Origin of the sequence: Pseudomonas fluorescens (assembly GCF_003732425.1) — a bacterium.
Lineage (GTDB): Bacteria > Pseudomonadota > Gammaproteobacteria > Pseudomonadales > Pseudomonadaceae > Aquipseudomonas > Aquipseudomonas fluorescens_BE.
The window spans coordinates 78,405-104,410 of sequence record NZ_MOBX01000003.1; the positions used below are offsets into that span (position 1 = coordinate 78,405).

25 protein-coding genes are annotated in these 26,006 nt (G+C 60.1%); 8 read left to right on the top strand and 17 right to left on the bottom strand.

Annotation, left to right across the window (positions count from 1 at the left end):
- The first annotated feature begins 71 nt into the window (after positions 1-71).
- The 5 genes from dnaX (at position 72) to BK670_RS03165 (ending at position 5,918) form a co-directional block, all read left to right on the top strand.
- A complete protein-coding gene (gene dnaX, locus BK670_RS03145; protein ID WP_123448568.1) occupies positions 72-2,162 on the top strand; it encodes a DNA polymerase III subunit gamma/tau in 2,091 nt (696 codons plus the stop codon).
- Between the two features lie 67 nt (positions 2,163-2,229).
- Positions 2,230-2,568 (top strand): YbaB/EbfC family nucleoid-associated protein, encoded by a 339-nt coding sequence (locus BK670_RS03150; protein WP_016984747.1) that lies wholly within the window; start codon positions 2,230-2,232, stop codon positions 2,566-2,568.
- 305 nt (positions 2,569-2,873) lie between these two features.
- Positions 2,874-3,908 (top strand): NADP-dependent oxidoreductase, encoded by a 1,035-nt coding sequence (locus tag BK670_RS03155; RefSeq protein ID WP_123448569.1) that lies wholly within the window; start codon positions 2,874-2,876, stop codon positions 3,906-3,908.
- A gap of 66 nt (positions 3,909-3,974) precedes the next feature.
- A complete protein-coding gene (gene recR / locus BK670_RS03160; protein ID WP_007918335.1) occupies positions 3,975-4,577 on the top strand; it encodes a recombination mediator RecR in 603 nt (200 codons plus the stop codon).
- 192 nt (positions 4,578-4,769) lie between these two features.
- Positions 4,770-5,918, top strand: a complete 1,149-nt coding sequence (locus tag BK670_RS03165) for an acyl-CoA dehydrogenase family protein (protein ID WP_123448570.1) — start codon at positions 4,770-4,772, stop codon at positions 5,916-5,918.
- A 90-nt stretch (positions 5,919-6,008) separates the two neighbouring features.
- On the opposite strand, the gene BK670_RS03170 is transcribed toward BK670_RS03165, so the two are convergent.
- Positions 6,009-6,557 (bottom strand): adenine phosphoribosyltransferase, encoded by a 549-nt coding sequence (locus BK670_RS03170; RefSeq protein ID WP_027921719.1) that lies wholly within the window; start codon positions 6,555-6,557, stop codon positions 6,009-6,011.
- Positions 6,558-6,635: 78 nt separating this feature from the next.
- Complete coding sequence (gene fnr, locus BK670_RS03175) at positions 6,636-7,370, bottom strand: fumarate/nitrate reduction transcriptional regulator Fnr (RefSeq protein ID WP_123448571.1); 735 nt, start codon at positions 7,368-7,370, stop codon at positions 6,636-6,638.
- A 154-nt stretch (positions 7,371-7,524) separates the two neighbouring features.
- On the opposite strand from fnr, the gene BK670_RS03180 reads away from it, so the two are divergent.
- A complete protein-coding gene (locus BK670_RS03180; protein WP_123448572.1) occupies positions 7,525-8,007 on the top strand; it encodes a hypothetical protein in 483 nt (160 codons plus the stop codon).
- Here BK670_RS03180 and hemN read toward each other — a convergent pair.
- The 7 genes from hemN to BK670_RS03215 all read right to left on the bottom strand — a co-directional run bounded on the left by hemN (position 8,004) and on the right by BK670_RS03215 (position 15,490).
- Entirely contained in the window at positions 8,004-9,386 is a 1,383-nt protein-coding gene (gene hemN / locus BK670_RS03185; protein ID WP_123448573.1) for an oxygen-independent coproporphyrinogen III oxidase, read from the bottom strand. The two genes, BK670_RS03180 and hemN, sit on opposite strands and share 4 nt — an antisense overlap.
- A 216-nt stretch (positions 9,387-9,602) precedes the next feature.
- Positions 9,603-10,286, bottom strand: coding sequence for a sulfite exporter TauE/SafE family protein (locus BK670_RS03190; protein ID WP_123448574.1), 684 nt, complete (start codon positions 10,284-10,286; stop codon positions 9,603-9,605).
- The gene (gene ccoS, locus BK670_RS03195; RefSeq protein WP_123448575.1) at positions 10,279-10,491 is read right to left on the bottom strand and encodes a cbb3-type cytochrome oxidase assembly protein CcoS; all 213 of its coding nucleotides are present in this window, start codon (positions 10,489-10,491) and stop codon (positions 10,279-10,281) included. The genes BK670_RS03190 and ccoS overlap by 8 nt, the downstream gene beginning before the upstream one ends.
- A 24-nt stretch (positions 10,492-10,515) precedes the next feature.
- The gene (locus BK670_RS03200) at positions 10,516-12,966 is read right to left on the bottom strand and encodes a heavy metal translocating P-type ATPase (RefSeq protein ID WP_123448576.1); all 2,451 of its coding nucleotides are present in this window, start codon (positions 12,964-12,966) and stop codon (positions 10,516-10,518) included.
- 123 nt (positions 12,967-13,089) lie between these two features.
- Positions 13,090-13,629 (bottom strand): FixH family protein, encoded by a 540-nt coding sequence (locus BK670_RS03205; protein WP_123448577.1) that lies wholly within the window; start codon positions 13,627-13,629, stop codon positions 13,090-13,092.
- Between the two features lie 11 nt (positions 13,630-13,640).
- A complete protein-coding gene (gene ccoG, locus BK670_RS03210; RefSeq protein WP_123448578.1) occupies positions 13,641-15,056 on the bottom strand; it encodes a cytochrome c oxidase accessory protein CcoG in 1,416 nt (471 codons plus the stop codon).
- 242 nt (positions 15,057-15,298) lie between these two features.
- The gene (locus BK670_RS03215; protein WP_123448579.1) at positions 15,299-15,490 is read right to left on the bottom strand and encodes a hypothetical protein; all 192 of its coding nucleotides are present in this window, start codon (positions 15,488-15,490) and stop codon (positions 15,299-15,301) included.
- A 304-nt stretch (positions 15,491-15,794) separates the two neighbouring features.
- Here BK670_RS03215 and BK670_RS03220 point away from each other — a divergent pair, with 304 nt between their 5' ends.
- Positions 15,795-16,799, top strand: a complete 1,005-nt coding sequence (locus BK670_RS03220; protein WP_123449181.1) for a metallophosphoesterase family protein — start codon at positions 15,795-15,797, stop codon at positions 16,797-16,799.
- Positions 16,800-16,857: 58 nt separating this feature from the next.
- On the opposite strand, the gene ccoP (BK670_RS03225) is transcribed toward BK670_RS03220, so the two are convergent.
- From ccoP (BK670_RS03225) to ccoN (BK670_RS03260), 8 genes are all read right to left on the bottom strand, one after another.
- Positions 16,858-17,841: a cytochrome-c oxidase, cbb3-type subunit III gene (ccoP, locus tag BK670_RS03225; protein ID WP_123448580.1), complete on the bottom strand. Its 984-nt coding sequence runs from the start codon at positions 17,839-17,841 to the stop codon at positions 16,858-16,860.
- Positions 17,838-18,023 carry a CcoQ/FixQ family Cbb3-type cytochrome c oxidase assembly chaperone gene (locus BK670_RS03230; RefSeq protein ID WP_003175465.1) on the bottom strand — a complete coding sequence of 62 codons (186 nt, stop codon included), beginning with the start codon at positions 18,021-18,023 and terminating at the stop codon, positions 17,838-17,840. Before BK670_RS03230 ends, ccoP (BK670_RS03225) begins: the two co-directional genes overlap by 4 nt.
- 5 nt (positions 18,024-18,028) lie before the next feature.
- Positions 18,029-18,637 (bottom strand): cytochrome-c oxidase, cbb3-type subunit II, encoded by a 609-nt coding sequence (gene ccoO / locus BK670_RS03235; protein ID WP_007917161.1) that lies wholly within the window; start codon positions 18,635-18,637, stop codon positions 18,029-18,031.
- Positions 18,637-20,079, bottom strand: a complete 1,443-nt coding sequence (gene ccoN, locus BK670_RS03240; protein ID WP_122607306.1) for a cytochrome-c oxidase, cbb3-type subunit I — start codon at positions 20,077-20,079, stop codon at positions 18,637-18,639. The genes ccoO (BK670_RS03235) and ccoN (BK670_RS03240) overlap by 1 nt, the downstream gene beginning before the upstream one ends.
- 482 nt (positions 20,080-20,561) lie before the next feature.
- Positions 20,562-21,515, bottom strand: a complete 954-nt coding sequence (ccoP, locus tag BK670_RS03245; RefSeq protein ID WP_123448581.1) for a cytochrome-c oxidase, cbb3-type subunit III — start codon at positions 21,513-21,515, stop codon at positions 20,562-20,564.
- Positions 21,512-21,709: a cbb3-type cytochrome oxidase subunit 3 gene (locus BK670_RS03250; protein WP_123449182.1), complete on the bottom strand. Its 198-nt coding sequence runs from the start codon at positions 21,707-21,709 to the stop codon at positions 21,512-21,514. The genes ccoP (BK670_RS03245) and BK670_RS03250 overlap by 4 nt, the downstream gene beginning before the upstream one ends.
- Positions 21,710-21,714: 5 nt before the next feature.
- Entirely contained in the window at positions 21,715-22,323 is a 609-nt protein-coding gene (gene ccoO / locus BK670_RS03255) for a cytochrome-c oxidase, cbb3-type subunit II (RefSeq protein ID WP_003223389.1), read from the bottom strand.
- Positions 22,324-22,333: 10 nt separating this feature from the next.
- Complete coding sequence (ccoN, locus tag BK670_RS03260; protein ID WP_123448582.1) at positions 22,334-23,758, bottom strand: cytochrome-c oxidase, cbb3-type subunit I; 1,425 nt, start codon at positions 23,756-23,758, stop codon at positions 22,334-22,336.
- Between the two features lie 94 nt (positions 23,759-23,852).
- Here ccoN (BK670_RS03260) and BK670_RS03265 point away from each other — a divergent pair, with 94 nt between their 5' ends.
- Entirely contained in the window at positions 23,853-24,554 is a 702-nt protein-coding gene (locus BK670_RS03265; protein WP_123448583.1) for an alpha/beta family hydrolase, read from the top strand.
- The last annotated feature ends 1,452 nt before the right edge of the window (positions 24,555-26,006 follow it).

Sequence of the window (26,006 nt, forward strand, 5' to 3'; positions counted from 1 at the left end):
CACCGGATGCAATTTTGCCCTTGCTCCGCTAGCATTAGCCGCTTCAGCTTCCTTCGTTGCGACGGTTTTCGATGAGTTATCAGGTTCTTGCACGTAAATGGCGTCCGCGCTCGTTCCGCGAAATGGTCGGCCAGACCCATGTGCTCAAGGCTCTGATCAATGCCTTGGACAGCCAGCGGCTGCACCACGCGTACCTGTTCACCGGTACGCGCGGGGTGGGTAAAACCACGATTGCGCGGATCATTGCCAAATGCCTGAACTGTGAAACAGGTATCACCTCCAGCCCGTGTGGCGAGTGCTCGGTATGCCGTGAGATCGATGAGGGGCGCTTCGTCGACCTGATCGAGATCGACGCCGCCAGCCGCACCAAGGTCGAAGACACCCGCGAACTGCTCGACAACGTGCAGTACGCCCCAAGCCGTGGGCGCTTCAAGGTCTACCTGATCGACGAAGTGCACATGCTCTCCAGCCATTCCTTCAATGCGCTGCTGAAAACCCTCGAAGAGCCGCCGCCGTACGTCAAGTTCATCCTGGCGACCACGGATCCGCAGAAACTTCCGGCAACGATTTTGTCGCGTTGCCTGCAGTTCTCCCTGAAGAACATGACACCGGAGCGCGTGGTCGAGCATTTGACCCACGTACTGACTGCCGAAAACGTGCCGTTCGAAGACGATGCACTGTGGCTGCTTGGTCGCGCTGCTGACGGTTCGATGCGGGACGCCATGAGCCTCACCGATCAGGCGATTGCTTTCGGTGAAGGCAAGGTTCTGGCCACCGACGTGCGGGCGATGCTCGGCACGCTGGATCACGGTCAGGTCTATGACGTCCTGCATTCGTTGATCGAAGGCGACGCCAAGGCGCTGCTCGAAGCTGTACGCCACCTGGCCGAACAAGGCCCGGACTGGAACGGCGTGCTCTCGGAAATTCTTAATGTGCTGCACCGCGTGGCCATCGCTCAGGCGTTGCCGGAAGGTGTCGACAACGGGCACGGCGATCGCGATCGCGTGTTGGCACTGGCTCAGGCCTTGCCGGCCGAAGACGTGCAGTTCTATTACCAGATGGGCCTGATCGGCCGCCGCGATTTGCCGCTGGCGCCGGATCCGCGCGGTGGCTTCGAAATGGTCTTGCTGCGGATGCTGGCCTTCCGGCCCGCCGACACCGCGGACGCCCCAAGGCAACCGCTAAAGCCAGTGGGGATCAGCCAGGCCACAGTTGATTCCGCAAACTCCGTGGCTGCCGCGCCTAAACCTGCGCCGGTAGTCGCTGCGGCGGTCGCGCCGGCTCCAGCGCCGGCGCCTGTTGCAACCCCGGCACCGGCACCCGAGCCTGCGCCGGTTGCGCCCGTTGCCGCGCCAGAACCTGAACCCGCGCCGGTCGTCGCTGAAGAGGTCGTCGACCTGCCGTGGAATGACCCGGTAGAACCCGAGGCTGAAGCCGGGCCTGCGCAGCAACCCGCGGTCGAGCCGGTGCTGGAAACCACCGCCGAGCAACCCGAGTTGCCGCCGATGCCGCTGCCGACCCCGGACAGCGTCGTCCCGGAGGCGCCTGAGTGGGCTGCTGCGCCGATCCCCGAGCCGTCGGTTGCCGATGTCGATGCCGCTACGCCGGGCATGGACCTGGACGACGAGCCGCCGCTGGACGAGGATTACATCGAACCGGACATGGATTCGGCTTACAGCTACCTCGATGAACTGGCCAGCGAACACGCCGCCGAGCCGGCACCGGAACCTGAGCCAGAACCGGCTGCGGCACCGGCCACAGGCCTGGCGTTGCAATGGCTGGAGCTGTTCCCGAAACTGCCAATCTCCGGTATGACCGGCAGTATCGCCGCCAACTGCACGCTGATCGCCGTCGATGGCGACCATTGGCTGATGCACCTCGACCCGGCGCACAGTGCACTGTTCAATGCCACGCAGCAGCGCCGTTTGAATGATGCGTTGAACCAGTTCCACGGTCGCACGCTGAGCCTGACCATCGAGCTGATCAAGCCCGAGCAGGAAACCCCGGCGCAAGCCGCATCCCGCCGACGCGCCAACCGTCAGCGCGAGGCGGAAGAGTCGATCCACGGCGATCCGTTCATCCAGCAAATGGTTCAGCAGTTCGGCGCGGTGGTGCGACACGATACTATTGAACCTGTCGACGCCTTGGTCGCCCAAGGCTAATAACTGAAGGTGCCCGGCCTCGCTGGCCGGGCGCTGTTTTGATCCAAGTACTTTTGAGGTGATTCCCATGATGAAAGGTGGCATGGCCGGCCTGATGAAGCAGGCGCAGCAGATGCAGGAAAAAATGGCCAAGATGCAGGAAGAACTGGCCAACGCCGAAGTCACCGGTAAGGCCGGCGGCGATATGGTCACCGTGGTGATGACCGGTCGTCACGACGTCAAAAGCGTGAGCATCGACCCAAGCCTGGTCGAAGGCATGAGCGAAGACGACAAAGAGATGCTGGAAGCGGTCATTGCCTCCGCCGTCAACGACGCTGTGCGCAAGATCGAAAAGAACAGCCAGGACAAAATGGGCAACATGACCGCCGGCATGAACCTGCCAGCCGGTATGAAACTGCCATTCTGATTCGCCATTCGGCGGCAGATGAGCTACACAAAATGCCAGGCATTGCGCCTGGCATTTTTGTTTCTGACGCATCCTGAATGTGCATCTCGTGATCTCTGTGGCGAGGGAGCTTGCTCCCGCTGGAGTGCGAAGCGCTCCCCTGCATTCTTTCAGGAATATCGCGCTGACAGGTTTTGCGACTGCTGCGCAGCCGAGCGGGAGCAAGCTCACTCGCCACAGGTTCACAGTAGAAACATCGAACGCGCAAAAGCCTCAACGGTCTGCTCCCTATACCCACTGAATTCACCCTCACAGGAGACGCTGACATGTCCGACTCTCTTACGCTCAATCAACGCTTCGTCCTCGCCTCGCGCCCGGTTGGCGCGCCGACCCCGGAGAACTTCCGCCTCGAACGCGAAGCCTTGCCGGATCTGCAGGATGGCCAGGTGCTGCTGAAAACCCTGTACCTGTCCCTTGATCCCTACATGCGCGGACGCATGAGCGACGCACCGTCCTACGCCGCACCGGTGCAAATCGGCGAAGTGATGACCGGCGGCGCAGTCAGCCGTGTCGAGGATTCGCGTCATCCGAAATTCCATAAAGGCGATCTGGTGGTCGGCGCGACCGGTTGGCAGAGCCACAGCATCAGCGACGGCCGGGACATCATCCCGATCCCTGCCGGGCTGCCGAGTCCGTCGATGGCACTGGGTGTATTGGGCATGCCCGGCATGACCGCGTACATGGGGCTGATGGACATCGGTCAGCCGAAAGAAGGCGAAACGCTGGTGGTGGCGGCTGCGTCCGGCGCGGTCGGCTCGGTGGTCGGGCAAGTAGCCAAGATCAAAGGCCTGCGCGCGGTCGGTGTGGCCGGCGGTGCCGAGAAGTGCAAGTACGTGGTTGAAGAGCTGGGTTTCGATGCCTGCATCGATCACAAAGCCGCCGACTTCGCCGAGCAACTGGCCAAGGCCTGCCCCAATGGCATCGACATCTATTACGAGAATGTCGGTGGTCATGTGTTCGATGCCGTGGTGCCGTTGCTCAACCCCAAGGCGCGCATTCCGTTGTGCGGTCTGATCGCCGGGTACAACGCCGCCGAAGCGCCAAAAGGCCCGGATCGCCTGCCAATGCTGCAACGCACACTGTTGACCAAGCGCGTGCGCATTCAGGGCTTCATCGTGTTCGATGATTACGGTGATCGTCAGCCGGAATTCATCAGCCACATGGTGCCGTGGGTGCGCGATGGCAAAGTGAAATTCCGCGAAGACGTGGTGGAAGGCCTGGAGCAGGCGCCCGAGGCGTTTATCGGCCTGCTGGAAGGGCGCAACTTCGGCAAACTGGTGGTGAAGGTCGCCCAGGACTGAGTATTTGACGCTGGCCAGAGGCGCGGGTATAAACCGCGTCTCGTTGTTTTGTCGGACTTTTTACCCATGAGCTTCAGCCCTTTGATTCGCCAACTGATCGACGCCTTGCGCACTTTGCCGGGCGTGGGTCAGAAAACCGCTCAGCGCATGGCGTTGCAGATGCTCGAGCGTGACCGCAGTGGCGGCTTGCGCCTGGCCCAGGCCCTCAGCCAGGCCATGGAAGGCGTCGGTCACTGCCGTCAGTGCCGCACGCTGACTGAAGACGATCTCTGTCCGCAATGCGCTGATACCCGCCGTGACGATACGTTGCTGTGCGTGGTGGAAGGGCCAATGGATGTGTATGCGGTTGAACAGACCGGTTTCCGTGGCCGCTACTTTGTGCTCAAGGGGCATTTGTCGCCGCTCGATGGTCTCGGGCCTGAGGCGATCGGCATTCCACAGTTGATGACGCGGATCGAAGAGGCGGGCACGTTTACCGAAGTCATCCTCGCGACCAACCCGACCGTGGAAGGTGAGGCGACGGCGCATTACATCGCTCAGCTGTTGAGCAACAAAGGCCTGATCGCCTCGCGGATTGCCCACGGCGTGCCGTTGGGTGGTGAGCTGGAACTGGTCGATGGCGGCACGCTGGCGCATTCGTTTGCCGGGCGTAAACCGATTTCCCTCTGAATTTGCGGCGTCTGAACTGGCGCCTTCGCGAGCAGGCTCGCTCCCACATTGGTTTTGTGTCATTCACAAATCCCCTGTGGGAGCGAGCCTGCTCGCGAATGGTGCACCTCGGTATATCTGATTCACACAATCTTGTTGTAAACCAAGCAAGCGCTCGGTTAAGTTCGGCGGACCCTTCCGTGGAGCTCGCCCATGCCTGCCTTTCAGGAAAACTTCGACCCCAGCCACCAATTGGTCCGCGACAGCGTCAGACGTTTCGTCGAGCGCGAGATCCTGCCGGACATCGACCAGTGGGAAGAAGCCGAAAGCTTTCCCCGTGAGCTGTATCTGAAGGCTGGCGCGGCAGGCATCCTCGGCATCGGTTACCCGCAAGCGCTGGGAGGCAGCCATGAAGGCGATCTGTTCGCGAAGGTCGCCGCCAGTGAAGAGCTGATGCGCTGTGGCTCTGGCGGCGTGGTAGCAGGGCTTGGCTCGCTGGATATCGGCCTGCCGCCCATCGTCAAATGGGCCAGCCCCGAAGTGCGTGATCGCGTCGTGCCACAGGTGCTCAGCGGCGAAAAGATCAGCGCGCTGGCGGTCACCGAACCCGGCGGCGGCTCCGACGTCGCCAACCTGCAGACCCGCGCCGTGCGCGAAGGTGACGTCTATCGCGTCAGTGGCAGCAAAACCTTTATCACCAGTGGCGTGCGCGCGGATTTCTACACCGTCGCGGTGCGCACCGGTGCGCCGGGGTTTGCCGGCATCAGTCTGCTGCTGATCGAGAAGGGCACGCCGGGCTTCACCGTTGGCCGCCAGTTGAAAAAAATGGGCTGGTGGGCGTCGGACACGGCTGAGTTGTTCTTCGACGATTGCCGCGTGCCTGCAGGAAACCTGATCGGCGCCGAGAATATGGGCTTCGCCTGCATCATGGGCAACTTTCAGAGCGAACGGCTGGCGTTGGCGCTGATGGCGAACATGACCTCACAACTTGCGCTGGAAGAGAGTCTGAAGTGGGCGCGCGAGCGCGAAGCGTTTGGCAAGCCGATCGGCAAATTTCAGGTGATCAAGCATCGCCTCGCCGAGATGGCGACCGCGCTGGAGGTCTCGCGGGAATTCACTTACCGGCAAGCGGCGAAGATGGCGGCGGGGCAGAGTGTGATCAAGGAAATTTCCATGGCGAAGAATTTTGCCACGGACACCTCGGACCGGATCACCACGGAGGCGGTGCAGATTCTTGGTGGCCTGGGTTATATGCGCGAAAGTCTGGTGGAGCGGCTGTATCGGGATAACCGTATTCTGTCGATTGGCGGCGGGACGCGAGAGGTGATGAACGAGATCATCAGCAAGCAGATGGGGCTTTAAAGGCAAAAGATCGCAGCCTTCGGCAGCTCCTACAGGGAAACGCACATTCCAATGTAGGAGCTGCCGAAGGCTGCGATCTTTTGATCTTGATTATTTATCGGTCAACGCAAACTGCGTCAGGCAGAAAGTAGGGATACCCATGTCTTCCAAGCGCTGCGACCCGCCCAACTCCGGCAAATCGATAATCGCCGCCGCCTCATGCACCCGCGCGCCCATGCGACGAATCAGGTTGGCCGCTGCAATCAACGTCCCGCCGGTGGCAATCAAATCATCGAACATCACCACCGAGTCGCCTTCACACAGGCTGTCGGCGTGCACTTCCAGGAACGCTTCGCCGTACTCGGTCGCGTAACCTTCGGCCAGCACGTCCGCTGGCAGTTTGCCTTGTTTGCGGAACAGCACCAGCGGCTTGTTCAACTGATAAGCCAGCACCGAGCCGATCAGGAAGCCACGGGCATCCATTGCGCCGATGTGGGTGAAGTCGGCTTCGACGTAGCGGTGGGCGAAGCTGTCCATCACCAGGCGCAGAGCCGTCGGCGATTGAAACAGCGGGGTGATGTCGCGAAAGATCACGCCCGGTTTCGGGAAGTCGATCACTGGGCGGATAAGCGATTTGATGTCGAAGGAGTCGAAGACCATCGTCGAGGTGTCCTGGCAGGGCTGCAAACGGCGCAGTATACCCGCGGCTGAAACGCTTCGCTCAACCGCGGATCGAGATCAGCCTTCGATCGAGCCACCGGCCAGCGCGCAGAGCTGGATCGGGTCGAGGATGTGAATCTCCTTGCCCTCGGCGGCGATCAGTTCGTTCTGCTGGAAACGGGTGAAGACCCGGGACACGGTTTCCACGGCCAGACCGAGGTAGTTACCGATTTCATTGCGCGACATGCTCAGGCGGAACTGGTTGGCGGAAAAACCGCGAGCGCGGAAGCGTGCGGACAGGTTGACCAGAAACGTGGCGATGCGCTCATCGGCGGTTTTCTTCGACAGCAGCAACATCATCTGTTGGTCGTCGCGGATTTCGCGGCTCATCACGCGCATCAACTGGCGGCGCAGCTGCGGCAGTTGCAGGGCCAGTTCGTCGAGGCGTTCAAAAGGGATTTCGCAGACCGAGGTGGTTTCCAGCGCCTGGGCCGACACCGGGTGTTTCTCGGTGTCCATGCCCGACAGACCGACCAGTTCGCTCGGCAGGTGGAAACCGGTGAGCTGTTCTTCGCCGCCGTCGCTCAGGCTGAAGGTCTTCAGGGCGCCGGAGCGTACTGCATAAACGGAATCGAACGTGTCGCCCTGGCGGAACAGGAACTCGCCCTTTTTCAGCGGGCGGCCGCGTTTAACGATTTCGTCCAGCGCATCCATGTCTTCCAGATTCAGAGAAAGTGGCAGGCAGAGAGGGGCCAGGCTGCAATCCTTGCAATGGGCCTGGTTGTGAGCGCGCAGTTTAACTGGCTCGGACATTTCTTTAATCCTTGTGGGAAAACACACATAAGCCGTAAGGGTAACTCACGGGAGGACATTCAGGCCAGTCTGGGGCGACTTTGCCCTACAGGCGTAAAGCCGCAGAGCCAGCAGCCGATAAACAGGTATCAAAGTGCATACAAGGAACGATTCGATGGCCGTCATTGGCACGCTGGGCCCCGGTAGCAGCGATGTTGCGGCAACGCCGGAAGCGTTTAGAGTTGCGTCCGGCAATGCACGCGATCCAGGTTCGACCGAAGAGGCAACCCCGACCTTGGTCGAGGGCGTCAAGGTGTCGCTGTCCGGTGCATCGATCGAAAAATCCGCCAGTGCCGGGGGCGAAAACAGCGACATCGAGAACAGCGGCCTCCCCGAGAACATCCAGCAATTGCTGAAGATGATCCGCAAATTGCAAAAACAGATTGCCGAGAAAAAGGCACTCATCGAAGCAGTCATGGCCGACAAGCGCCTTTCCAACGAAGAAAAGATCATCAAGGCTGCCGCTCTGCGAGGCGCCATCGCCGCGTTGAATACAGGTCTGATCACGGCCAATCTGGCTTTGTCCAAAGTGATCGGGCAGTCCGGGCTGACCGCGGATCAGAACCTGAACGTCGGTTCGTTGCTGACGAAAAACTAGATCACCCGCGAAAAACGCTGACGGTTCTGTTGTTCCAGGTACGCATCGAACACCATGCACACCGAGCGCACCAGCAGGCGACCCGCCGGTAACACGACGATCCGCTCGCGATCGAGTTCAATCAGGCCATCGCTGGCCATGCCTTGCAGCTGTGGCCACAGCGCGCCGAAATAACCCTGAAAATCGATGTTGAACTGCTGCTCGATGTCGGCGAACACCAGGCTGAAATTGCAGATCAGCTGCTGGATCACCGCTCGGCGCAAGCGATCATCGGCGTTGCACACCAGGCCCCGGCTGGTCGCCAGTTGCGCGGCGGCGAGGGTGTTCTGGTACTCGTTGAGGTCGCTGCTGTTCTGGCAGTACAGATCGCCGATCTGGCTGATGGCCGACACGCCCAACCCGATCAAGTCGCAATGGCCGTGAGTGGTGTAACCCTGGAAGTTGCGTTGCAGGGTTTGCTCTTCCTGAGCAATCGCCAATTCGTCATCGGGCAGGGCGAAATGATCCATGCCGATGTAGCGATAGCCGGCGGCAGTGAGTTGTTCGATGGTGCGCTCGAGCATCTCCAGTTTCTGCGCCGGCGCGGGTAATTCATTGCCATTGATCCGCCGCTGCGGCATGAACCGCTCCGGCAGGTGCGCATAGTTGAACACGGAGAGCCGGTCCGGTTGCAGGCTGATGACCTCTTCAACGGTGCGGGCGAAGTTTTCCGGGGTCTGCTTGGGCAAGCCGTAGATCAAGTCGATATTGATCGAGCGAAATTGCAGGGTGCGCGCGGCATCGATCACCGCGCGGGTTTCTTCCAGACTTTGCAAGCGATTGACTGCGCGCTGCACCGCCGGATCGAGGTCTTGCAGGCCGATGCTGACCCGGTTGAAACCGAGTTCGCGCAGCAGGCCCATGGTCGACCAGTCGGCTTCGCGCGGGTCGATCTCAATGCCGTAGTCGCCGGAGTCGTCATCCAGCAGATTGAAATGCTTGCGCAGGTGCGCCATCAACTGGCGCAGTTCGTCATGACTGAGAAAAGTCGGCGTGCCGCCACCAAAGTGCAGTTGCTCGACTTTCTGGGCGGGGTCGAGATGGCAGGCGATCAACTGGATTTCCTGCTCCAGCCGCTGCAGGTAGGGCAGGGCACGACCACGATCCTTGGTGATGACCTTGTTACAGGCGCAGTAGTAGCAGATGTTCGCGCAGAACGGCACGTGCACGTACAGCGACAACGGGCGCAAGGCCTTGCGGCTGTCACGCAGGGCGTGGAACAGGTCGAACGTGCCGACCTGACTGTGAAATTGCACGGCCGTCGGATAAGAGGTGTAGCGCGGCCCCGCCAGGTCGTAGCGGCGGATCAAATCGGTGTCCCAACGAATGGCGTCGAGCATGCGGGCATTCCCCCGGATAGGCTGGCAGTGTGGCGAGTCTATGGGAGGGCGCGCGGGGGCATCTTGATTTGCATCAACGGTGGATTGGTAGTGACTGCTTTTGTGGCGAGGGAGCTTGCTCCCGCTGGACTGCGCAGCAGGCCCAATGCTTTTGAGGGCAAATGCGAGGGGCGCTCCGCACCCCAGCGGGAGCAAGCTCCCTCGCCACAGTGTTAATCAGTGACCCATGAGCCAATGTTGATGCGGCCCGGGCAATGTCCATATCCCGAACAGGATTACCAGCAACCCTCCGGCCATGCGCACGCTGCGTTTGCGCAAAATGGCAGTGACGCGCTCTGCCGCAAGGCCTGTGGCGAGCAGCACCGGCCAGGTGCCGAGGCCAAACGCGAGCATCAACAACGCACTGTCCAGTGCATTGCCCTGACTCGCCGACCACAGCAATGTGCTGTAAACCAGTCCACAGGGCAGCCAGCCCCACAACGCGCCAAGCAGTAGCGCACGGGGCAGGCTCGACACCGGCAGCAGGCGGTTGGCGAGCGGTTGAATGTAGCGCCACAGACCGCGTCCAAGGCGCTCAATGCGCGTCAGCCCGCTCCACCAACCGGCCAGATACAAACCCATGGCGATCAGCAACAACCCGGCCAGCACGCGCATGAACAGCGCGGCCGGACTGTTCGCCACCGCCCACCCGGCCAATCCGATCAGCAAGCCCGCCGTGGCATAACTGAGAATTCGCCCAAGGTTATACGCCAGCAACAAGCGAAAGCGCCGGCTGCGCTGCTCCTTGGGAATCGCCAGGGTCAACGCGCCCATCAAGCCGCCGCACATGCCCAGGCAATGACCGCCACCGAGCAGGCCGAGGATCAATGCCGATACCAGCAGTGGCGCCAGTTCAAGCATGGGGTGGGGCCTTGTCGTCCGGTTTCTTGGGATTGGCTTCGTCGACCGCCGCGGTGTGGTTAGGATCCTGATCATCGAAGAGGATGCTGTGCGCCGGGCCGTCGAGGTCGTCGTACTGACCGCTGTCCACCGCCCAGAAGAAAATGTAAACGGCGATGGCCACGATCAGCAGGGCGGCCGGGATCATCACGTAGAGAGCTGGCATCTGTACTCCAGGCGCCCGCGCGGCTCAGGCCGGCAGCGGACGGGTGTGCGATCGGGTGCTGGCGGGCGGCGGACTCGGCAGGCGAGTCAGGCGCAGGGCATTAAGCACCACGGTCAACGAACTGATCGACATGCCGACGGCGGCCCATACCGGGGTGATCCAGCCGAGGGCGGCGAACGGCAACATGAGGCCATTGTACAGCGCCGCCCACAGCAGGTTCTCGATGATTACCCGACGGGTCCGCCGTGCGAGGGTGAACGCCTGCACCAAGGCGTCGAGGCGGTTGGACAGCAACACCGCATCGGCACTGGTTTTCGCCAGATCGGTGGCCGAACCCATGGCCACGCTGATGTCGGCTGCCGCGAGCACTGGCACATCGTTGACGCCGTCGCCGAGCATCAGCACTTTGCGACCTTCCTTGTGCAACTGTTGCAGGACTTGCAGTTTGTCGTCCGGGCGCAAACCACCTCGGGCCTCATCAATGCCGAGTTCTGCCGCCACGCTGGCGACCATCGGCGAGCTGTCGCCCGACAACAGCAATGTGCGCCAGCCACGCGCCTTGCACGCGGCGAGCAGGGCGGGGGCATCGTCCCGCAGGCGATCATCGAGAACGAACCATGCCAGCGGCCCCTGAGCGTCACCGAGCAGCAACCATTGGCCGGCCTCGTTCGGCATGTCGGGCACGTTCGCAGCGCTGAGGGCGCAGACAAACTCTGCCTGGCCGATGCGCAAACGCTGTCCATTGACCAAGCCTTCAAGGCCAAGCCCTGGCGTGCTGTGGACTTCTTCAGCGGCCAGCGGCGCACGGCCGAAAGCGCGGGCGATCGGGTGTTCCGAACGGTTTTCCAGCGCGGCGGCAAGGCTCAGGCATTCATCGCTGTCGCGCGTGCCGAGTGGGCGAATCGAACGCAGCACCAGTCGGCCCTCGGTGAGGGTGCCGGTCTTGTCGAAGATCACCGTGTCGATCTGATTCAAGCCTTCCAGCACATGCCCGCGCGTCAGCAGCAAACCGAGTTTGTGCAGGGTGCCGGTGGCGGCGGTGAGCGCGGTCGGTGTTGCCAGTGACAGCGCGCAGGGGCAGGTCGCAACCAGCATGGCGAGGACAATCCAGAACGCCCGCGACGAATCCAGCTCCCACCAGAGCAAGCCGATCGCTGCTGCGGCAATCAGCGACAGCAGCAGAAACCATTGCGCGGCGCGGTCAGCGATTTCCGCCAGTCGCGGTTTTTCCGCCTGGGCGCGGTCGAGCAGACGGACAATGGCCGACAGGCGCGTGTCTTGGCCCAGCGCCTGAACTTCCACGGTCAACGCGCCTTCGACATTGAGCGTGCCGGCGGTGACGCTGTCGCCGAGGCTGCGTGGTTGCGGCAGGTATTCGCCGGTGAGCAGCGATTCGTCGATGCTCGATTGGCCGTCGATGATCTTGCCGTCCGCCGGCAGGATCGAGCCGGGTTGCACCAGAATCCGCTCGCCGAGGCGCAGTTCGCTGAGCAGGATGCGTTCGCTGTGGCCGGCTGCATCAAGGCGCAGGCAAGAGGCAGGCAACAGATTGACTAATTGCGCGGTGGCGGCAGCGGTGCGCTCGCGGGCGCGGCGTTCGAGATAGCGGCCGGCGAGCAGGAACAGTGCAAACATCCCCACCGCGTCGAAATACAACTCGCCGACCCCGGTGATCGAGGTCCAGATCCCGGCAACGTACGCACTGCCGATCGCCAGTGACACCGAGACATCCATGGTCAGGTGGCGTGTGCGCAGATCGCGCATCGCCCCTTTGAAAAACGGCGCGCAGCTGTAGAACACGATCGGCGTGGTCAGGAACAGCGCGACCCAGCGCAGGATCGTGTGCAGTTCGGGGCTGAGGTCGATATTGAATTCCGGCCAGGTGGCCATGGTCGCCATCATTGCCTGAAACCACAGCAGCCCGGCCACGCCGAGCTGGCGCAGGGCCAGGCGGTTTTCGCTGGCCAGTTGTTCGCTGGCGCGATCGGCCTGATACGGGTGGGCGGCGTAACCGATGTGGCGCAGTTCGGCGAGCACTTGGCTCAGCGGTAATTGCGCGTCGGCCCAGCGCACATGCAGGCGATGGTTGGACAGGTTCAGCCGCGCCTCGGCCACGGCGGGCAGCGTGCGCAGGTGTTTTTCGATCAGCCAGCCGCAGGCGGCACAACTGATGCCTTCCATCAACAGGGTGGTTTCGGCCAGATCGCCTTCGTGACGAACGAAGGGTTGCTGGACATCGGCGCGGTCGTACAGCGCCAGTTCATCGACCAATTGCACCGGCAATGCTTCGGGGTTGGCCGAGGCTTCGCTGCGATGTTGGTAATAGCTTTCCAGACCGCCGGCGACGATGGCTTCGGCCACGGCCTGACAACCCGGGCAGCAGAATTCGCGGGATTGCCCGAGTACGATAGCTGTGAAGCGGCTGCCGGACGGGACGGGCAGGGCGCAGTGGTAGCAGGGGAGTGGGGTGGTCATCAGAGGAAATCTTTATCGTCCGCAAGGGCCTCTTCGCGAGCAGGCTCGCTCCCACAGGTTTTGAGGACACTGGTGTTCCACTGTGGGAGCGCGCCTGCTCGCGAATGCGCGAAGCGCAGGTTTTTACTTCTTCAGGTCGTCGGCGCCTTGCAAGGGTTCGTCACCCAGCAACAGATCCTTGTCATGGTTGACCAGCTCTTCCTCGAACATCCGCCAGACGTGATCATCCTGACTGCCCAGCAATTCGACAAACCGGCGACCTTCAACCTTGTCGTTCAACTGACCGATGTAACGCCCGGTTTCGGTCTCGCTGCGGGTCAGGACAATCTTGCGATCCTTCTCCGGCTGCGTCGGCGAAATCAGGTTCAACTCCAGCGTTTTCGGTTGACTGTCACCGCTCAAACGCAGATCAACTTCACCGGTCACGTCATCCAGACGCACAGCCGCACGCATCTTCAGATTCTGCGCCAACAGCTCACGGTCCAGCGAACGGTTGATGCCTTTGCCAGCCTCGTAGTAGTTGTCGTTGACCAGGTTGTCCGGGTTGTTCACCGCAATGGTCACCATGGACAGGGTCAGGGTCACCGAACAGGCCAGAATCCCGATGATGATCCATGGCCAGAGGTGCTTGTACCAGGGACTTGCGGCGTTTGCTGCGGGCATGTTCAGTTCTCTCAACGGATTTGTGGGCCGATGAATCGGCTCTTGGCTTCAACGTGGGCGCTGTCGTCGTCGGCATCCTTGAGGATGAATTTCACCTCGTTGGTGCTCGAGGGCAGTTGTTCCGGCGCGCTCGACAACTCGACCGGCATGCTGACGATGTCACCGGCCGCGACCTTGATCTCGCGCTTGCCTTGCAGGCGCAGGTCCGGCAGACCGGCGGCTTCCAGCACGTAAGTGTGGTCGCGCTGGTCCTTGTTCATGATCTTCAGGCTGTAGACGTTTTCGATCCTGCCTTCGGCGTTCTCGCGGTACAGCACGCGGTCCTTGCTGACGTCGAAGCCGACCAGCGAGCGCATGAAGAACGCCGTCACCAACAGACTGATCATCGCCAGTAACACCACGGCATAGCCGATCAGACGTGGCCGCAGTTTATGGGTTTTCTGCCCGGACAGGTTGTGTTCGGTGGTGTAGCTGATCAGCCCGCGCGGGTAATCCATCTTGTCCATGATGCTGTCGCAGGCGTCGATGCAGGCCGCGCAGCCAATGCACTCGATCTGCAGGCCGTCGCGGATGTCGATGCCGGTCGGGCAGACCTGAACGCACATGGTGCAATCGATGCAATCGCCCAGGCCCTGGGCCTTGTAATCGATGCCTTTCTTGCGTGGACCACGGCTTTCACCGCGACGCGGGTCGTAGGAAACGATCAGCGTGTCTTTGTCGAACATCACGCTCTGGAAGCGTGCGTACGGGCACATGTAAATGCACACTTGCTCACGCAGCCAACCGGCATTGCCGTAGGTGGCGAGGGTGAAGAAGCCGACCCAGAAATACGACCAGCCATCGGCCTGGCCGGTGAAGAACTCGAAGACCAGTTCGCGGATCGGTGAGAAGTAGCCGACGAAGGTCATGCCGGTGACGAAACCGATCAACAGCCACAGCGCGTGCTTGGCGAATTTGCGCAGAAACTTGTTGCCGCTCATCGGCGCCTTGTCGAGCTTGATGCGCTGGTTGCGGTCGCCTTCTGTGACCTTCTCGCACCACATGAAGATCCACGTCCACACACTTTGCGGACAGGTGTAACCGCACCAGACGCGCCCGGCGTAGACGGTAATGAAGAACAGCCCGAACGCGGCAATGATCAACAGGCCAGAGAGCAGGATGAAGTCCTGTGGCCAGAAGGTCGCGCCGAAGATGAAGAACTTGCGCTCCGGCAGGTTCCACCACACGGCTTGATGGCCGCCCCAGTTCAACCACACCGTCCCGAAGTACAGCAGGAACAGGGCAGCGCCGCCCATCATCCGCAGATTGCGGAACAGGCCGGTGAAAGCACGGGTGTAGATTTTTTCTCGAGAGGCGTAAAGATCAACGCTGTTGTTCGCGTTTTTGCTCGGTGGCGTGACGTCGTGTACCGGAATCTGGTTGCTCATCATTGCATCCCACGGCAGTGGAAAAATGCCTCGGTCGATACGTGCCAACCAAGGTCAAAAAGGGCGTTGCAGTGGCGCAATGATACGCCTGTCACGCCGATGAACGGGTGCGACCTTTGGTCGCGTTGGGGGAAGGGTGTAAATGGTGTAGCTGATGTAACAAGTCATGATGCAGATCAATTGACTATAGACGATACATGAGACTCGCTCTGGCGAGCGAGCCACAGTCTTGCGTCGGCAATTCAGTCGGTCGAGTGCCCGTCCAGCCTTCCGCCGCCGAGTCCGTCGAGACCGCTGGCGGGATTCTTTTTCATGACGCCGGTGGTTAAGGCGTCATCCTTAGCAGTGGGCGGCGTATTCGAGGATTCGACATCAGGGATGACAAAAGTGAAATCGTCTTGGGGGTGAACACAATCATGATCGGATTCTCGCATGGCTATCTTCCTTGAAATCCAGCGCTCTATTGGGCGCCGGACGAGGCTCATCAGGCGCCTGCAAACATTACAGACCGCTGAAAATCAAATCTAGCGGGCATTCGTCTCATTTCATGAGCGTCTGTGTAAAGGACAGTGGTAGTTGCTTGTATTGTTATTTTTAAAACAGCGTAGTTGAGTGCTTTGAAATAAAAGTACTTAATTGTTTTGCGCTGCATGTTTGAGTATTTGAATGTTTTTGAATAACTTGAAAGTCGACGGCATAAGCGCGTCAATTTTTTTGATTAAATGGAAGTGTTATGTAATGGCTAATGATAAAGTTGCAAGCTTGTTTGTGGGTGTGTGTTTGTTGTTTTCGGCTTTTATGGCCCATGCCGCGTTCGATTCACCGAAGTACATGGTGTTTGCATCGGACACGCAATACCCCTGGACAGACAAGACCGACAGTAGAATACCCGAGCCCGATGATGAGTTCGCAAAGCGTTCGAAATGGCTGGTGGAAACTCAGCTGGCAAGTATCGCTGACTTCCGCGCCCGCAATGGATCGGCGGCAAAGATCCCTTTGATGATCAATGGCGATATCACTGCCTTCGGCCACAGCGGGCAGCGTGATTACATGGCGGCGGCATTGAAGAAACACTTCGGTTCGGATTACTTGTATGGCCTGGGTAATCATGATTATGAGAATAACGTTGATGACTGTTTCAGTAATAATTGCGCGGCCGGCAGCATTGTTGAATTCAAAGAGCATCATGAAGGCAAAGTAGACAGTTTCGATCTGACGATTACTGGCGGCGCGTTGAATAGACTTTATTCAGGGAGCCTTGCTTATTCCAAGACCATTGGCGATGTGCATATGGTGCAACTCAATAACGAGCCTACTTACGCAACCAGGATTTCCCACTTTTTGAACCCGACCACCTTTGATATCACCAGTACACTGGACTGGCTTGAGAGGGATCTCAGGCTGGCGAGGGTGGGGGGTTATGCCATCATCATCAACATGCACAAACCGTTTGAAATGCAGGGCGATGCCCGCCAGCAGAAGCGCTTTATCGAGATGATCGACAAATATCAGGTCACCGCTATATTCGCCGGTCACCTGCATAAGGACGGCGGCGATTCATACTGGAAGGGGAGCGTGCCGATGTACCTGAGCGGCGCTACTTCGCAGCAGACCTACCTGATCACCAGTTTTACCGAGGACCGCAAACAGTTGCAGATCTATTTGGTGAAAAACAACCAATGGCAGAACCGGACACTGATCGATACGATCCCGGTGAAGTCGATCTGGGCAAGCCAACCCTGAAAAAAAGGCCCCGCCAATGTGCATTGGCGGGGCCTTTTCAGTGCTTCAATCGTTGGCCTTATTCGGCGTTCGCTTCTGGTGCTTTTTCACCGTGGGACAGGCTGTAAACATACGCCGCCAGCAGGTGCACCTTGTCGTTGCCTTGCAGTTGTTCCTGGGCAGGCATCTGGCCCTGACGGCCGTAACGGATAGTCTGCTGCAGTTGCGCGAAGCTCGAACCGTAGATGAAAGCACCCGGGTGGGTCAGGTCAGGTGCGCCCATGGCGGGGGTGCCTTTGCCGGCCGGACCGTGGCAGGCCACGCAGTTGGCAGCAAACAGTTTGCCGCCGTTGGCCGGGTCTGCCTTGGTGCCTTCGGGCAATTTGCGCCCATCAAGATTGGTCACCACGAAGGCTGCCACATCGGCAACGCCTTGCTCGCCAATCACTTCAGCCCACGCTGGCATCACCGCGTGGCGACCGCCCATGATGGTGGTCTTGATGGTTTCCGGCTCGCCGCCCCAGCGCCAGTCGGCGTCGGTCAGGTTCGGGAAGCCGTAGGCACCCTTGGCGTCGGAACCGTGGCACACCGAGCAGTTGGAGGCGAACAGACGGCCACCCATTTTCAGTGCTTGCGGATCCTTGGCGACTTCTTCGATTGGCATCGCGGCGAACTTGGCGAAGATCGGACCGAACCTGGCGTCCGAGCGAGCCATTTCCTTTTCCCACTCGTGCACGCCGGTCCAGCCGGTCTGGCCGTTGGCGAACGCGGTCTGCTTGTCGTTATCGAGGTAGTTGTAGCCCGGCAGCAGGCCTTTCCAGTTGCCCAGGCCCGGGTACAGCACCAGGTAACCCAAGGCAAAAACGATGGTGCCGACGAACAGCATGAACCACCATTTCGGCAGTGGGTTGTCGTACTCCTCGATCCCGTCGAAGGAGTGCCCGACCGTCTCGTCCGTCTGTTCGCTGCGCTGGCCCTTGCGGGTCGACAGCAGCAGCCAGGTCAGGGAAAAGATCGTACCGAGACTGAGGACTGTGACGTACAGACTCCAGAATGTAGTCATTCTTTGTTACTCCTAGAAGCTTGCTCGACGTGCTTGATGGCTTCGGGATCATCCGCAAAAGGCAACAAGGTCGCGTCTTCAAACTCCGACTTGCGCTTGGGGCTGAACACCCACAGCGCCAGACCGATGAAGGCCACCATCACGACAACGGTGCCCAGGCCACGAATCATCCCGATATCCATCTAGATCACCGTTTGCTTTTGATGATGGTGCCCAGGCCTTGCAGATAGGCCACCAGCGCGTCCATTTCGGTTTTGCCCTTCACGGCATCCTGTGCACCGGCGATGTCTTCGTCGGTGTAAGGGACGCCGAGGGTGCGCAAAACCTCCATTTTCTTGGCGGTTTCCTTGCCGTCGAGCTTGTTTTCCACGAGGAACGGGTAAGCCGGCATTTTCGACTCAGGCACCACGTTGCGCGGGTTGTACAAGTGCGCACGTTGCCAGTCATCGGAGTAACGACCGCCGACACGGGCCAGGTCCGGCCCGGTGCGTTTGGAGCCCCACAGGAACGGGTGATCCCAGACGCTTTCACCGGCCACCGAGTAGTGCCCATAGCGTTCGGTTTCGGCGCGGAACGGACGGATCATCTGCGAGTGGCAGCCGACACAACCGTTGGCGATGTAGACGTCGCGGCCTTCCAGTTCCAGCGCCGAACGCGGCTTCATGCCTTCGACCGGCTTGTTGGTGACGTCCTGGAAAAACAGCGGAACGATTTGGGTCAGGCCGCCAACGCTGACGGCGATGACCATGAAGAAGGCCAGCAGGCCAATATTCTTCTCGACAGCTTCATGCTTCATCAGTGAGCTCCAACGACAGCGATCTGGGCAGCGGCTTCGGCTTCAGCCGGGTTTGAGGCGCGCACGGTGCGCCAGACGTTGTAAGCCATCAGGAACATGCCGCTGGCGAAGAAAGCACCGCCCAGCGCACGGACGATGTAGCCCGGGTGGCTGGCCTGCAGCGCTTCAACGAACGAGTAGGTGAGGGTGCCGTCGTCGTTGATTGCACGCCACATCAGGCCCTGAGTGATGCCGTTGACCCACATCGAAGCGATGTACAGCACGGTGCCGATGGTCGCCAGCCAGAAGTGCGCGTTGATCAGGCCAACGCTGTGCATCTGCGCACGGCCGAACAGTTTCGGGATCATGTGGTAGATCGCGCCGATCGAGATCATCGCCACCCAGCCGAGAGCGCCGGCGTGTACGTGGCCGATGGTCCAGTCGGTGTAGTGCGAGAGCGAGTTGACGGTCTTGATCGCCATCATCGGACCTTCGAAGGTCGACATGCCGTAGAACGCCAGCGAAACCACGAGGAAACGCAGGATCGGGTCGGTGCGCAGCTTATGCCAGGCGCCCGACAGGGTCATCATGCCGTTGATCATGCCGCCCCAGCTTGGCGCCAGGAGGATGATCGACATCGCCATGCCCAGCGACTGTGCCCAATCCGGCAGTGCGGTGTAGTGCAGGTGGTGCGGGCCGGCCCAGATGTACAGGGTGATCAGCGCCCAGAAGTGCACGATCGACAGACGATAAGAGTAGATCGGACGTTCGGCCTGTTTCGGCACGAAGTAGTACATCATCCCGAGGAAACCGGTGGTCAGGAAGAAGCCCACGGCGTTGTGGCCGTACCACCACTGGATCATCGCGTCGGTCGCACCCGAGTAGGCGGAGTAAGACTTGAACAGGTTCACCGGCAGCGACATGTGGTTGACGATGTGCAGCATCGCGGTCACGACAATGAACGCGCCGTAGAACCAGTTACCGACATAGATGTGCTTGGTTTTGCGCTTGGTGATGGTGCCGAAGAACACCAGACCGTAGGTGACCCAGACAATGGCCAGCAAAATTGCGATCGGCCATTCCAGTTCCGCGTACTCCTTGGTGGTCGTGTAACCCAGCGGCAAGGTAATGATCGCGCCGACGATCACCGCTTGCCAGCCCCAGAAGGTGAAGGCCGCGAGGCTGTCGGAAATCAGTCGCGTCTGGCAGGTTCGCTGCACGACATAGTAGGAAGTGGCAAACAGTGCACAACCACCGAAGGCGAAAATCACCAGGTTTGTGTGCAACGGGCGCAGGCGTCCAAAGCTCGTCCACGGCAGACCGAAGTTCAACTCCGGCCAAACCAGTTGCGAGGCGATGAAGACACCGAGCCCCATGCCAAGGATCCCCCAGACCACCGTCATGATGGCGAACTGGCGGACTACCTTATAGTTATAAGCAGTCGGACTGATTGCTGTGCTCATTCTAAGGTTCCACGGTTTGGGTGTTTTATTAGGATTAAAATCGGCCGCAAGTATGCAGAGAGCAGGGGGTCATTGCAACGCGCCATGACCTGGGTCAATGCTTTCCAACGCTGATTCTGCGGCCTTTCCATGCGCCGCGTAAGGTCAAAATTGGCCTCGGACAAAATGTCGCAGCGGACGAAAAAAGCGAGGGGTTCAGATCGTGCGTAACGGGGTGTGTTCAAACGGCCTGTTCGGGTGACGGACGGCAAATGGCACGACAGCCGGTATCTACCGGCCTTTTCGGCCACGTCAGTCAGCCGGTTCGAAGAACACAGCGGTTAGCGTTGACCTGGAACCGGCACGAGCCAGTCCGCATCGACCAAGCGTAGACCCGAATCCGAGGAACCGAAAGGAGAGGGTGTAAAGGGGTGCGACAATGCGTCGCAAAGGGGCGGGGATCTGCCGCACCGAGAATGGTGCGGCAGAGGTGTACGCAATAATTACTTTTTGTTGTCTTCAGTAATCAGTTTTTCTGTATTCAATCCATTGCTCAGGCTGTACACATAAGCTGCCAGCAATTGCACTTTATCGTTACCCAACAGCTCGTTCTGCGCCGGCATGTGACCCTGGCGACCATGGCGGATAGTCTGTTCAAGCTGAGTCAGGCTGGTGCCATAGATAAACCCGGCCGGGTGCGTCAGATTCGGCGCACCCATGGCTTCAGTGCCGTGGCCGGTTGCCCCATGACAGGCTACGCAAGTGGTGCTGAACGCTTGCTGTCCTGCTTGCAGGTCAGCCTTGCTGTCGGCCGGCAGCGGCAGGCCGGCCAGTTCGTGACGCACGTACGCCGCGACGTTCTTCACCCCGGCTTCACCAAGCACTTCGCCCCACGCCGGCATCGCCGCCATCCGGCCACCCATGATGGTGGTCTTGATGGTGTTGGCGTCGCCGCCCCAGCGCCAGTCGCTGTCGGCCAGGTTAGGGAAGCCGAACGCGCCTTTGGCGTCGGAGCCGTGGCACACCGAGCAGTTGGACGCGAACAGCCGACCACCCATTTTCAGCGCCTGCGGATCCTTCGCCACTTCTTCCACCGGCATGGCGGCGAATTTGGCGAAGATCGGCCCGAACCTGGCATCCGCCTTGTTCATCTCCTTTTCCCACTCGTGAACGCCGGTCCAGCCGTCCTCGTAACCCGGCAGGACACCTTTCCAGTTGCCCAGCCCCGGATACAGGATCAGATAGCCCACGGAAAACACCAGCGTGCCGGCGAACAGCATGAACCACCACTGCGGCAACGGGTTGTCGTACTCCTCGATGCCATCGAAGCTGTGTCCCATGGTCTGGTCGACGCTGCCCTTGGTCTCGCCCCGACGCGTGCCGATCAGCAGCCAGGTCAGGCCGATCAGGCTGCCGATGGTCAGTACGCAGATCCACGTACTCCAGAAGGTGGTCATGGCCGGGTACTCCTTGTTTCAGTTGCGGGGGTAGTGTCGGGTTGCGGCTCGTCGGCGAACGGCAGCAGACGCGCTTCGGCAAACTCCGGGGTGCGCTTGCGATTGAAAACCCACAAGGTCAAACCGACGAAGGCGACGAACACCACGACCGTACCGAGGCCGCGAATCAGGCCTGCACTCATTTCAATGATCATCGTGCTCACCTCTTGCTCTTGATCGCAGTGCCGAGCACTTGCAGGTAAGAAACGAGGGCGTCCATTTCGGTCTTACCCTTGAGGCTGGCCACCGCGCCGCTGATGTCGTCGTCGGTGTACGGCACGCCGAGGGTGCGCATGGTCTTGAGCTTGGTTTCGGTGTGGCTGCTGTCGACCGCTTGCGTGACCAGCCACGGATAGGCCGGCATTTTCGACTCCGGTACGACGTTGCGCGGGTTGTACAAATGCGCGCGGTGCCAGTCATCCGAGTAGCGTGCGCCGACCCGGGCGAGGTCCGGACCGGTACGCTTCGAACCCCACAGGAACGGGTGATCCCAGACGCTTTCGCCGGCCACCGAGTAGTGCCCGTAGCGCTCGGTTTCGGCACGGAACGGCCGGATCATCTGCGAGTGGCAACCGACGCAGCCTTCGCGGATGTAAATGTCGCGGCCTTCCAGTTGCAGCGCGGTGTAGGGCTTCATGCCTTCCACCGGTTTGTTGGTGACGTCCTGGAAGAACAGCGGGACGATCTGGGTCAGGCCGCCGATGCTCACGGCGAACACCATGAGCAACATCAACAGGCCGACGTTCTTTTCAATCGTTTCGTGTTTCATGGCGGACTCCTCAGGCCATCTGCGCGGCAGCAACGACGTCAGCAGGCTGCGAGGCCCGTACGGTGCGCCAGGTGTTGTAAGCCATCAGGAACATGCCGCTGAGGAAGATCGCCCCACCAATCAGCCGCACGACGAAGCCTGGGTGGCTGGCCACCAGGGTTTCGACGAAGGAGTAGGTCAGCGTGCCGTCCTCGTTGACCGCGCGCCACATCAGGCCCTGGGCGATGCCGTTGACCCACATCGAGGCGATGTAGAGCACGGTGCCGATGGTGGCGAGCCAGAAGTGCGCGTTGATCAAGCCGACGCTGTGCATCTGCGCTTTGCCGAAGACTTTCGGGATCATGTGGTACAGCGCGCCGATGGAAATCATCGCCACCCAGCCGAGGGCGCCGGCGTGTACGTGGCCAATGGTCCAGTCGGTGTAGTGGGAGAGGGCGTTGACGGTCTTGATCGCCATCATCGGACCTTCGAAGGTCGACATGCCGTAGAACGCCAGCGACACCACGAGGAAACGCAGGATCGGGTCGCTGCGCAACTTATGCCACGCGCCCGAGAGGGTCATCATGCCGTTGATCATGCCGCCCCAGCTCGGTGCCAGCAGAATCAGCGACATCACCATGCCCAGCGACTGTGCCCAGTCCGGCAGCGCGGTGTAGTGCAAGTGGTGCGGGCCGGCCCAGATGTACAGGGTGATCAAGGCCCAGAAGTGCACGATCGACAAGCGATACGAATACACCGGACGCTCGGCCTGTTTCGGCACGAAGTAGTACATCATCCCGAGGAAACCGGCGGTGAGGAAAAAGCCTACGGCGTTGTGTCCGTACCACCATTGCACCATCGCGTCGGTCGCACCGGCATACACCGAGTAGGACTTGGTGAAACTCACCGGCAACTCAAGGTTGTTGACGATGTGCAGAATCGCCACGGTGATGATGAACGCGCCGAAGAACCAGTTACCGACATAAATGTGCTTGGTCTTGCGCTGCATGATCGTGCCGAAGAACACGATGGCGTACGCGACCCAGACGATGGTGATCAGGATGTCGATCGGCCATTCCAGCTCGGCGTATTCCTTGGAACTGGTGTAACCCAGTGGCAGGCTGATGGCCGCCAACAGGATCACCAGTTGCCAGCCCCAGAAGCAGAATGCGGCGATTTTCGGCGCAAACAGCTGAGTCTGGCAGGTGCGTTGCACCGAGTAGAACGAACTGGCGAACAGCGCACAGCCACCAAACGCGAAGATCACCGCGTTGGTGTGCAGCGGGCGCAGACGGCCGAAACTGGTCCAGGGCAAATTGAAGTTGAGTTCGGGCCAGACCAATTGAGCCGCGAGAAAAACCCCGAGGCCCATGCCGACGATGCCCCACACCACCGTCATAATGGCGAATTGGCGGACCACCTTGTAGTTGTAGGCGGTACTGATAGAAGTGTTCATGGTTCCCCATCCACGGTTCAGCCGAAGTGAGCGCGCGCGAGAACGCCGCGAATCCTTCGTCTGGAGTTATAGGCAGACTAAAAGCGAGGCAAGCATGGACAAACAGCACAAGGCCAGTATTGACGGGGATCAATGGGCGCAGTGTGTGCTCGATCATGGATGGCTTTGGGACGCCGCCAGTGGTGACGCTTCCGCGACGTTGATCCTCGCCCACGGTGCTGGTGCGCCGATGGATAGCGAGTGGATGACTGATATGGCTGGGCGCCTTGCCGGGCTTGGGGTGAATGTGTTGCGGTTTGAGTTTCCTTATATGGCGCAGCGGCGGGTGGATGGGGTGAAGCGTCCGCCGAATCCTGCAGCGAAATTGCAGGAATGTTGGCGTGAGGTGTATGCCGAGGTGCGGCGTCATGTCACTGGGGTTTTGGCCATTGGCGGGAAGTCGATGGGCGGGCGGATGGCGAGTCTGCTGGCTGATGAGTTGGGGGCTGATGCGTTGGTGTGTCTGGGGTATCCGTTTTATGCGGTGGGGAAGCCGGAGAAGCCGCGGGTTGAGCATTTGGCTTCTTTGCAGGCGCGGACTTTGATTGTGCAGGGGGAGCGGGATGCGCTGGGTAATCGTGAGGCGGTTGAGGCGTATGCGTTATCGCCGAGTATCAAGATGTTTTGGCTGGTGGCCGGGGATCATGATTTGAAGCCGTTGAAGGTTTCCGGGTTTACGCATGAGCAGCATTTGGCTAGCGCTGCGCAGCAGGTGGCCGCGTTTCTCAAGGATTCACCGAGACTCCGAACTGCATAAAGATCGTCTCCCTTTCCCCTCGCCCCTATGGGGGAGGGGGCTGGGGTGAGGGGGATGGATCTTGGATGCGCTGCAGTTCTTCGTTTTGGGTACATATCCATTGCTGCGGTAACGGCCACTTAGGGTTCCGCCCTTACGGCGGGTCACTTTTTCCAGACGCCGAAAAAGTAACCAAAAAGGCTTGCTCCTACGTGCGGCCCGCTCGCTGGGGCTCGGGGTCCCTTCGCTCCGGTATCGATCCGGGCGCAGCGCCTACGGTTTGCTTCGCTGCACCTCCTCTCGCTGTGTTTGGCTGCGCCAAACGGTCGCTGCGCTCCCACCCCCGGATCAATCCCTCCACTCAGCCTTCCGACGTCGCCCGTGGATCAAGATCAAAAGCTGCAGCCGAGCTAACGCTCATCCTGTTGAGTGGTGAGGAGCAGAAGCGATGTTAGGTGGGCGCTGCTCCTGCTTTTGCTTTTCTGTGGGAGCTGGCCTGCCAGCGATGGCGGCCTGACAGCCGACCAATCTCTTGCAGATCGCACGCGATCCACTTGTAGGCGTGAGCCTGCTCGCGATGGCGCCCTGACAGCCGACCAATTCCCAACTGAATGCACCCAACCCAACTGTAGGAGTGAGCCTGCTCGCGATGGCGTCCTGACATCCAACCAATTCCCAACTGAATGCACCCGATCCAACTGTAGGAGTGAGCCTGCTCGCGATGGCGGCCTGACAGCCGACCAATTCCCAACTGAATGCACCCAATCCAACTGTAGGAGTGAGCCTGCTCGCGATGGCGGCCTGACAGCCGGCCAATTCCCAACTGAATGCACCCGATCCAACTGTAGGAGTGAGCCTGCTCGCGATGGCGCCCTGACACCCGGCCAATTCCCAACTGAATGCACCCGATCCAACTGTAGGAGTGAGCCTGCTCGCGATGGCGTCCTGACATCCAACCAATCCCTAAAAGAATGTACTCAACCCATTGTGGGAGCTGGCCTGCCAGCGATGGCGCCCTGACAGCCGACCAATCCCTTACTGATGCACCCGGTCCAAATGTGGGAGCGAGCCTGCTCGCGAAAGCGTTCTGACAGACACCATCAAAAGAACAGGGCATTTGCGGATTTTTCTGTCAGTAAACGCAATCCTGCAAGCACGTTTAAATCACACAACCCGTTACGCCATCGAGCCTACAACACCTTGCGCCGTTACCTACGCCTACGCCAGAATCCGCCGGCTTACGCGGCTATAGGTCGGGCTATATCGTTTACCTGTCACTGCAAATCAGTGATCGGGTTTGGTAGCCCGCCTTAAATTGTCGTTGTTGCGACACCGTCGATGCTGTCTCCTTTTTTGAGATATGGCTTTGTATGGTGGGCATGCGTGGGGCTCCTCTGTGAGCGCCGGGTTACCCAATTTGACCGGTCTACCAACCCGCGCATGGCCGCCACCCGCCGTTTGGTAGCGAGGGTG

Bases quoted from the DNA above. Each gene is read 5' to 3' on its own strand.
- dnaX (WP_123448568.1), top strand. From the start codon at position 72: ATGAGTTATCAGGTTCTTGCACGTAAATGGCGTCCGCGCTCGTTCCGC.
- BK670_RS03150 (WP_016984747.1), top strand. From the start codon at position 2,230: ATGATGAAAGGTGGCATGGCCGGCCTGATGAAGCAGGCGCAGCAGATG.
- BK670_RS03155 (WP_123448569.1), top strand. From the start codon at position 2,874: ATGTCCGACTCTCTTACGCTCAATCAACGCTTCGTCCTCGCCTCGCGC.
- recR (WP_007918335.1), top strand. From the start codon at position 3,975: ATGAGCTTCAGCCCTTTGATTCGCCAACTGATCGACGCCTTGCGCACT.
- BK670_RS03165 (WP_123448570.1), top strand. From the start codon at position 4,770: ATGCCTGCCTTTCAGGAAAACTTCGACCCCAGCCACCAATTGGTCCGC.
- BK670_RS03170 (WP_027921719.1), bottom strand. From the start codon at position 6,557: ATGGTCTTCGACTCCTTCGACATCAAATCGCTTATCCGCCCAGTGATC.
- fnr (WP_123448571.1), bottom strand. From the start codon at position 7,370: ATGTCCGAGCCAGTTAAACTGCGCGCTCACAACCAGGCCCATTGCAAG.
- BK670_RS03180 (WP_123448572.1), top strand. From the start codon at position 7,525: ATGGCCGTCATTGGCACGCTGGGCCCCGGTAGCAGCGATGTTGCGGCA.
- hemN (WP_123448573.1), bottom strand. From the start codon at position 9,386: ATGCTCGACGCCATTCGTTGGGACACCGATTTGATCCGCCGCTACGAC.
- BK670_RS03190 (WP_123448574.1), bottom strand. From the start codon at position 10,286: ATGCTTGAACTGGCGCCACTGCTGGTATCGGCATTGATCCTCGGCCTG.
- ccoS (WP_123448575.1), bottom strand. From the start codon at position 10,491: ATGCCAGCTCTCTACGTGATGATCCCGGCCGCCCTGCTGATCGTGGCC.
- BK670_RS03200 (WP_123448576.1), bottom strand. From the start codon at position 12,966: ATGACCACCCCACTCCCCTGCTACCACTGCGCCCTGCCCGTCCCGTCC.
- BK670_RS03205 (WP_123448577.1), bottom strand. From the start codon at position 13,629: ATGCCCGCAGCAAACGCCGCAAGTCCCTGGTACAAGCACCTCTGGCCA.
- ccoG (WP_123448578.1), bottom strand. From the start codon at position 15,056: ATGAGCAACCAGATTCCGGTACACGACGTCACGCCACCGAGCAAAAAC.
- BK670_RS03215 (WP_123448579.1), bottom strand. From the start codon at position 15,490: ATGCGAGAATCCGATCATGATTGTGTTCACCCCCAAGACGATTTCACT.
- BK670_RS03220 (WP_123449181.1), top strand. From the start codon at position 15,795: ATGGCTAATGATAAAGTTGCAAGCTTGTTTGTGGGTGTGTGTTTGTTG.
- ccoP (WP_123448580.1), bottom strand. From the start codon at position 17,841: ATGACTACATTCTGGAGTCTGTACGTCACAGTCCTCAGTCTCGGTACG.
- BK670_RS03230 (WP_003175465.1), bottom strand. From the start codon at position 18,023: ATGGATATCGGGATGATTCGTGGCCTGGGCACCGTTGTCGTGATGGTG.
- ccoO (WP_007917161.1), bottom strand. From the start codon at position 18,637: ATGAAGCATGAAGCTGTCGAGAAGAATATTGGCCTGCTGGCCTTCTTC.
- ccoN (WP_122607306.1), bottom strand. From the start codon at position 20,079: ATGAGCACAGCAATCAGTCCGACTGCTTATAACTATAAGGTAGTCCGC.
- ccoP (WP_123448581.1), bottom strand. From the start codon at position 21,515: ATGACCACCTTCTGGAGTACGTGGATCTGCGTACTGACCATCGGCAGC.
- BK670_RS03250 (WP_123449182.1), bottom strand. From the start codon at position 21,709: ATGATCATTGAAATGAGTGCAGGCCTGATTCGCGGCCTCGGTACGGTC.
- ccoO (WP_003223389.1), bottom strand. From the start codon at position 22,323: ATGAAACACGAAACGATTGAAAAGAACGTCGGCCTGTTGATGTTGCTC.
- ccoN (WP_123448582.1), bottom strand. From the start codon at position 23,758: ATGAACACTTCTATCAGTACCGCCTACAACTACAAGGTGGTCCGCCAA.
- BK670_RS03265 (WP_123448583.1), top strand. From the start codon at position 23,853: ATGGACAAACAGCACAAGGCCAGTATTGACGGGGATCAATGGGCGCAG.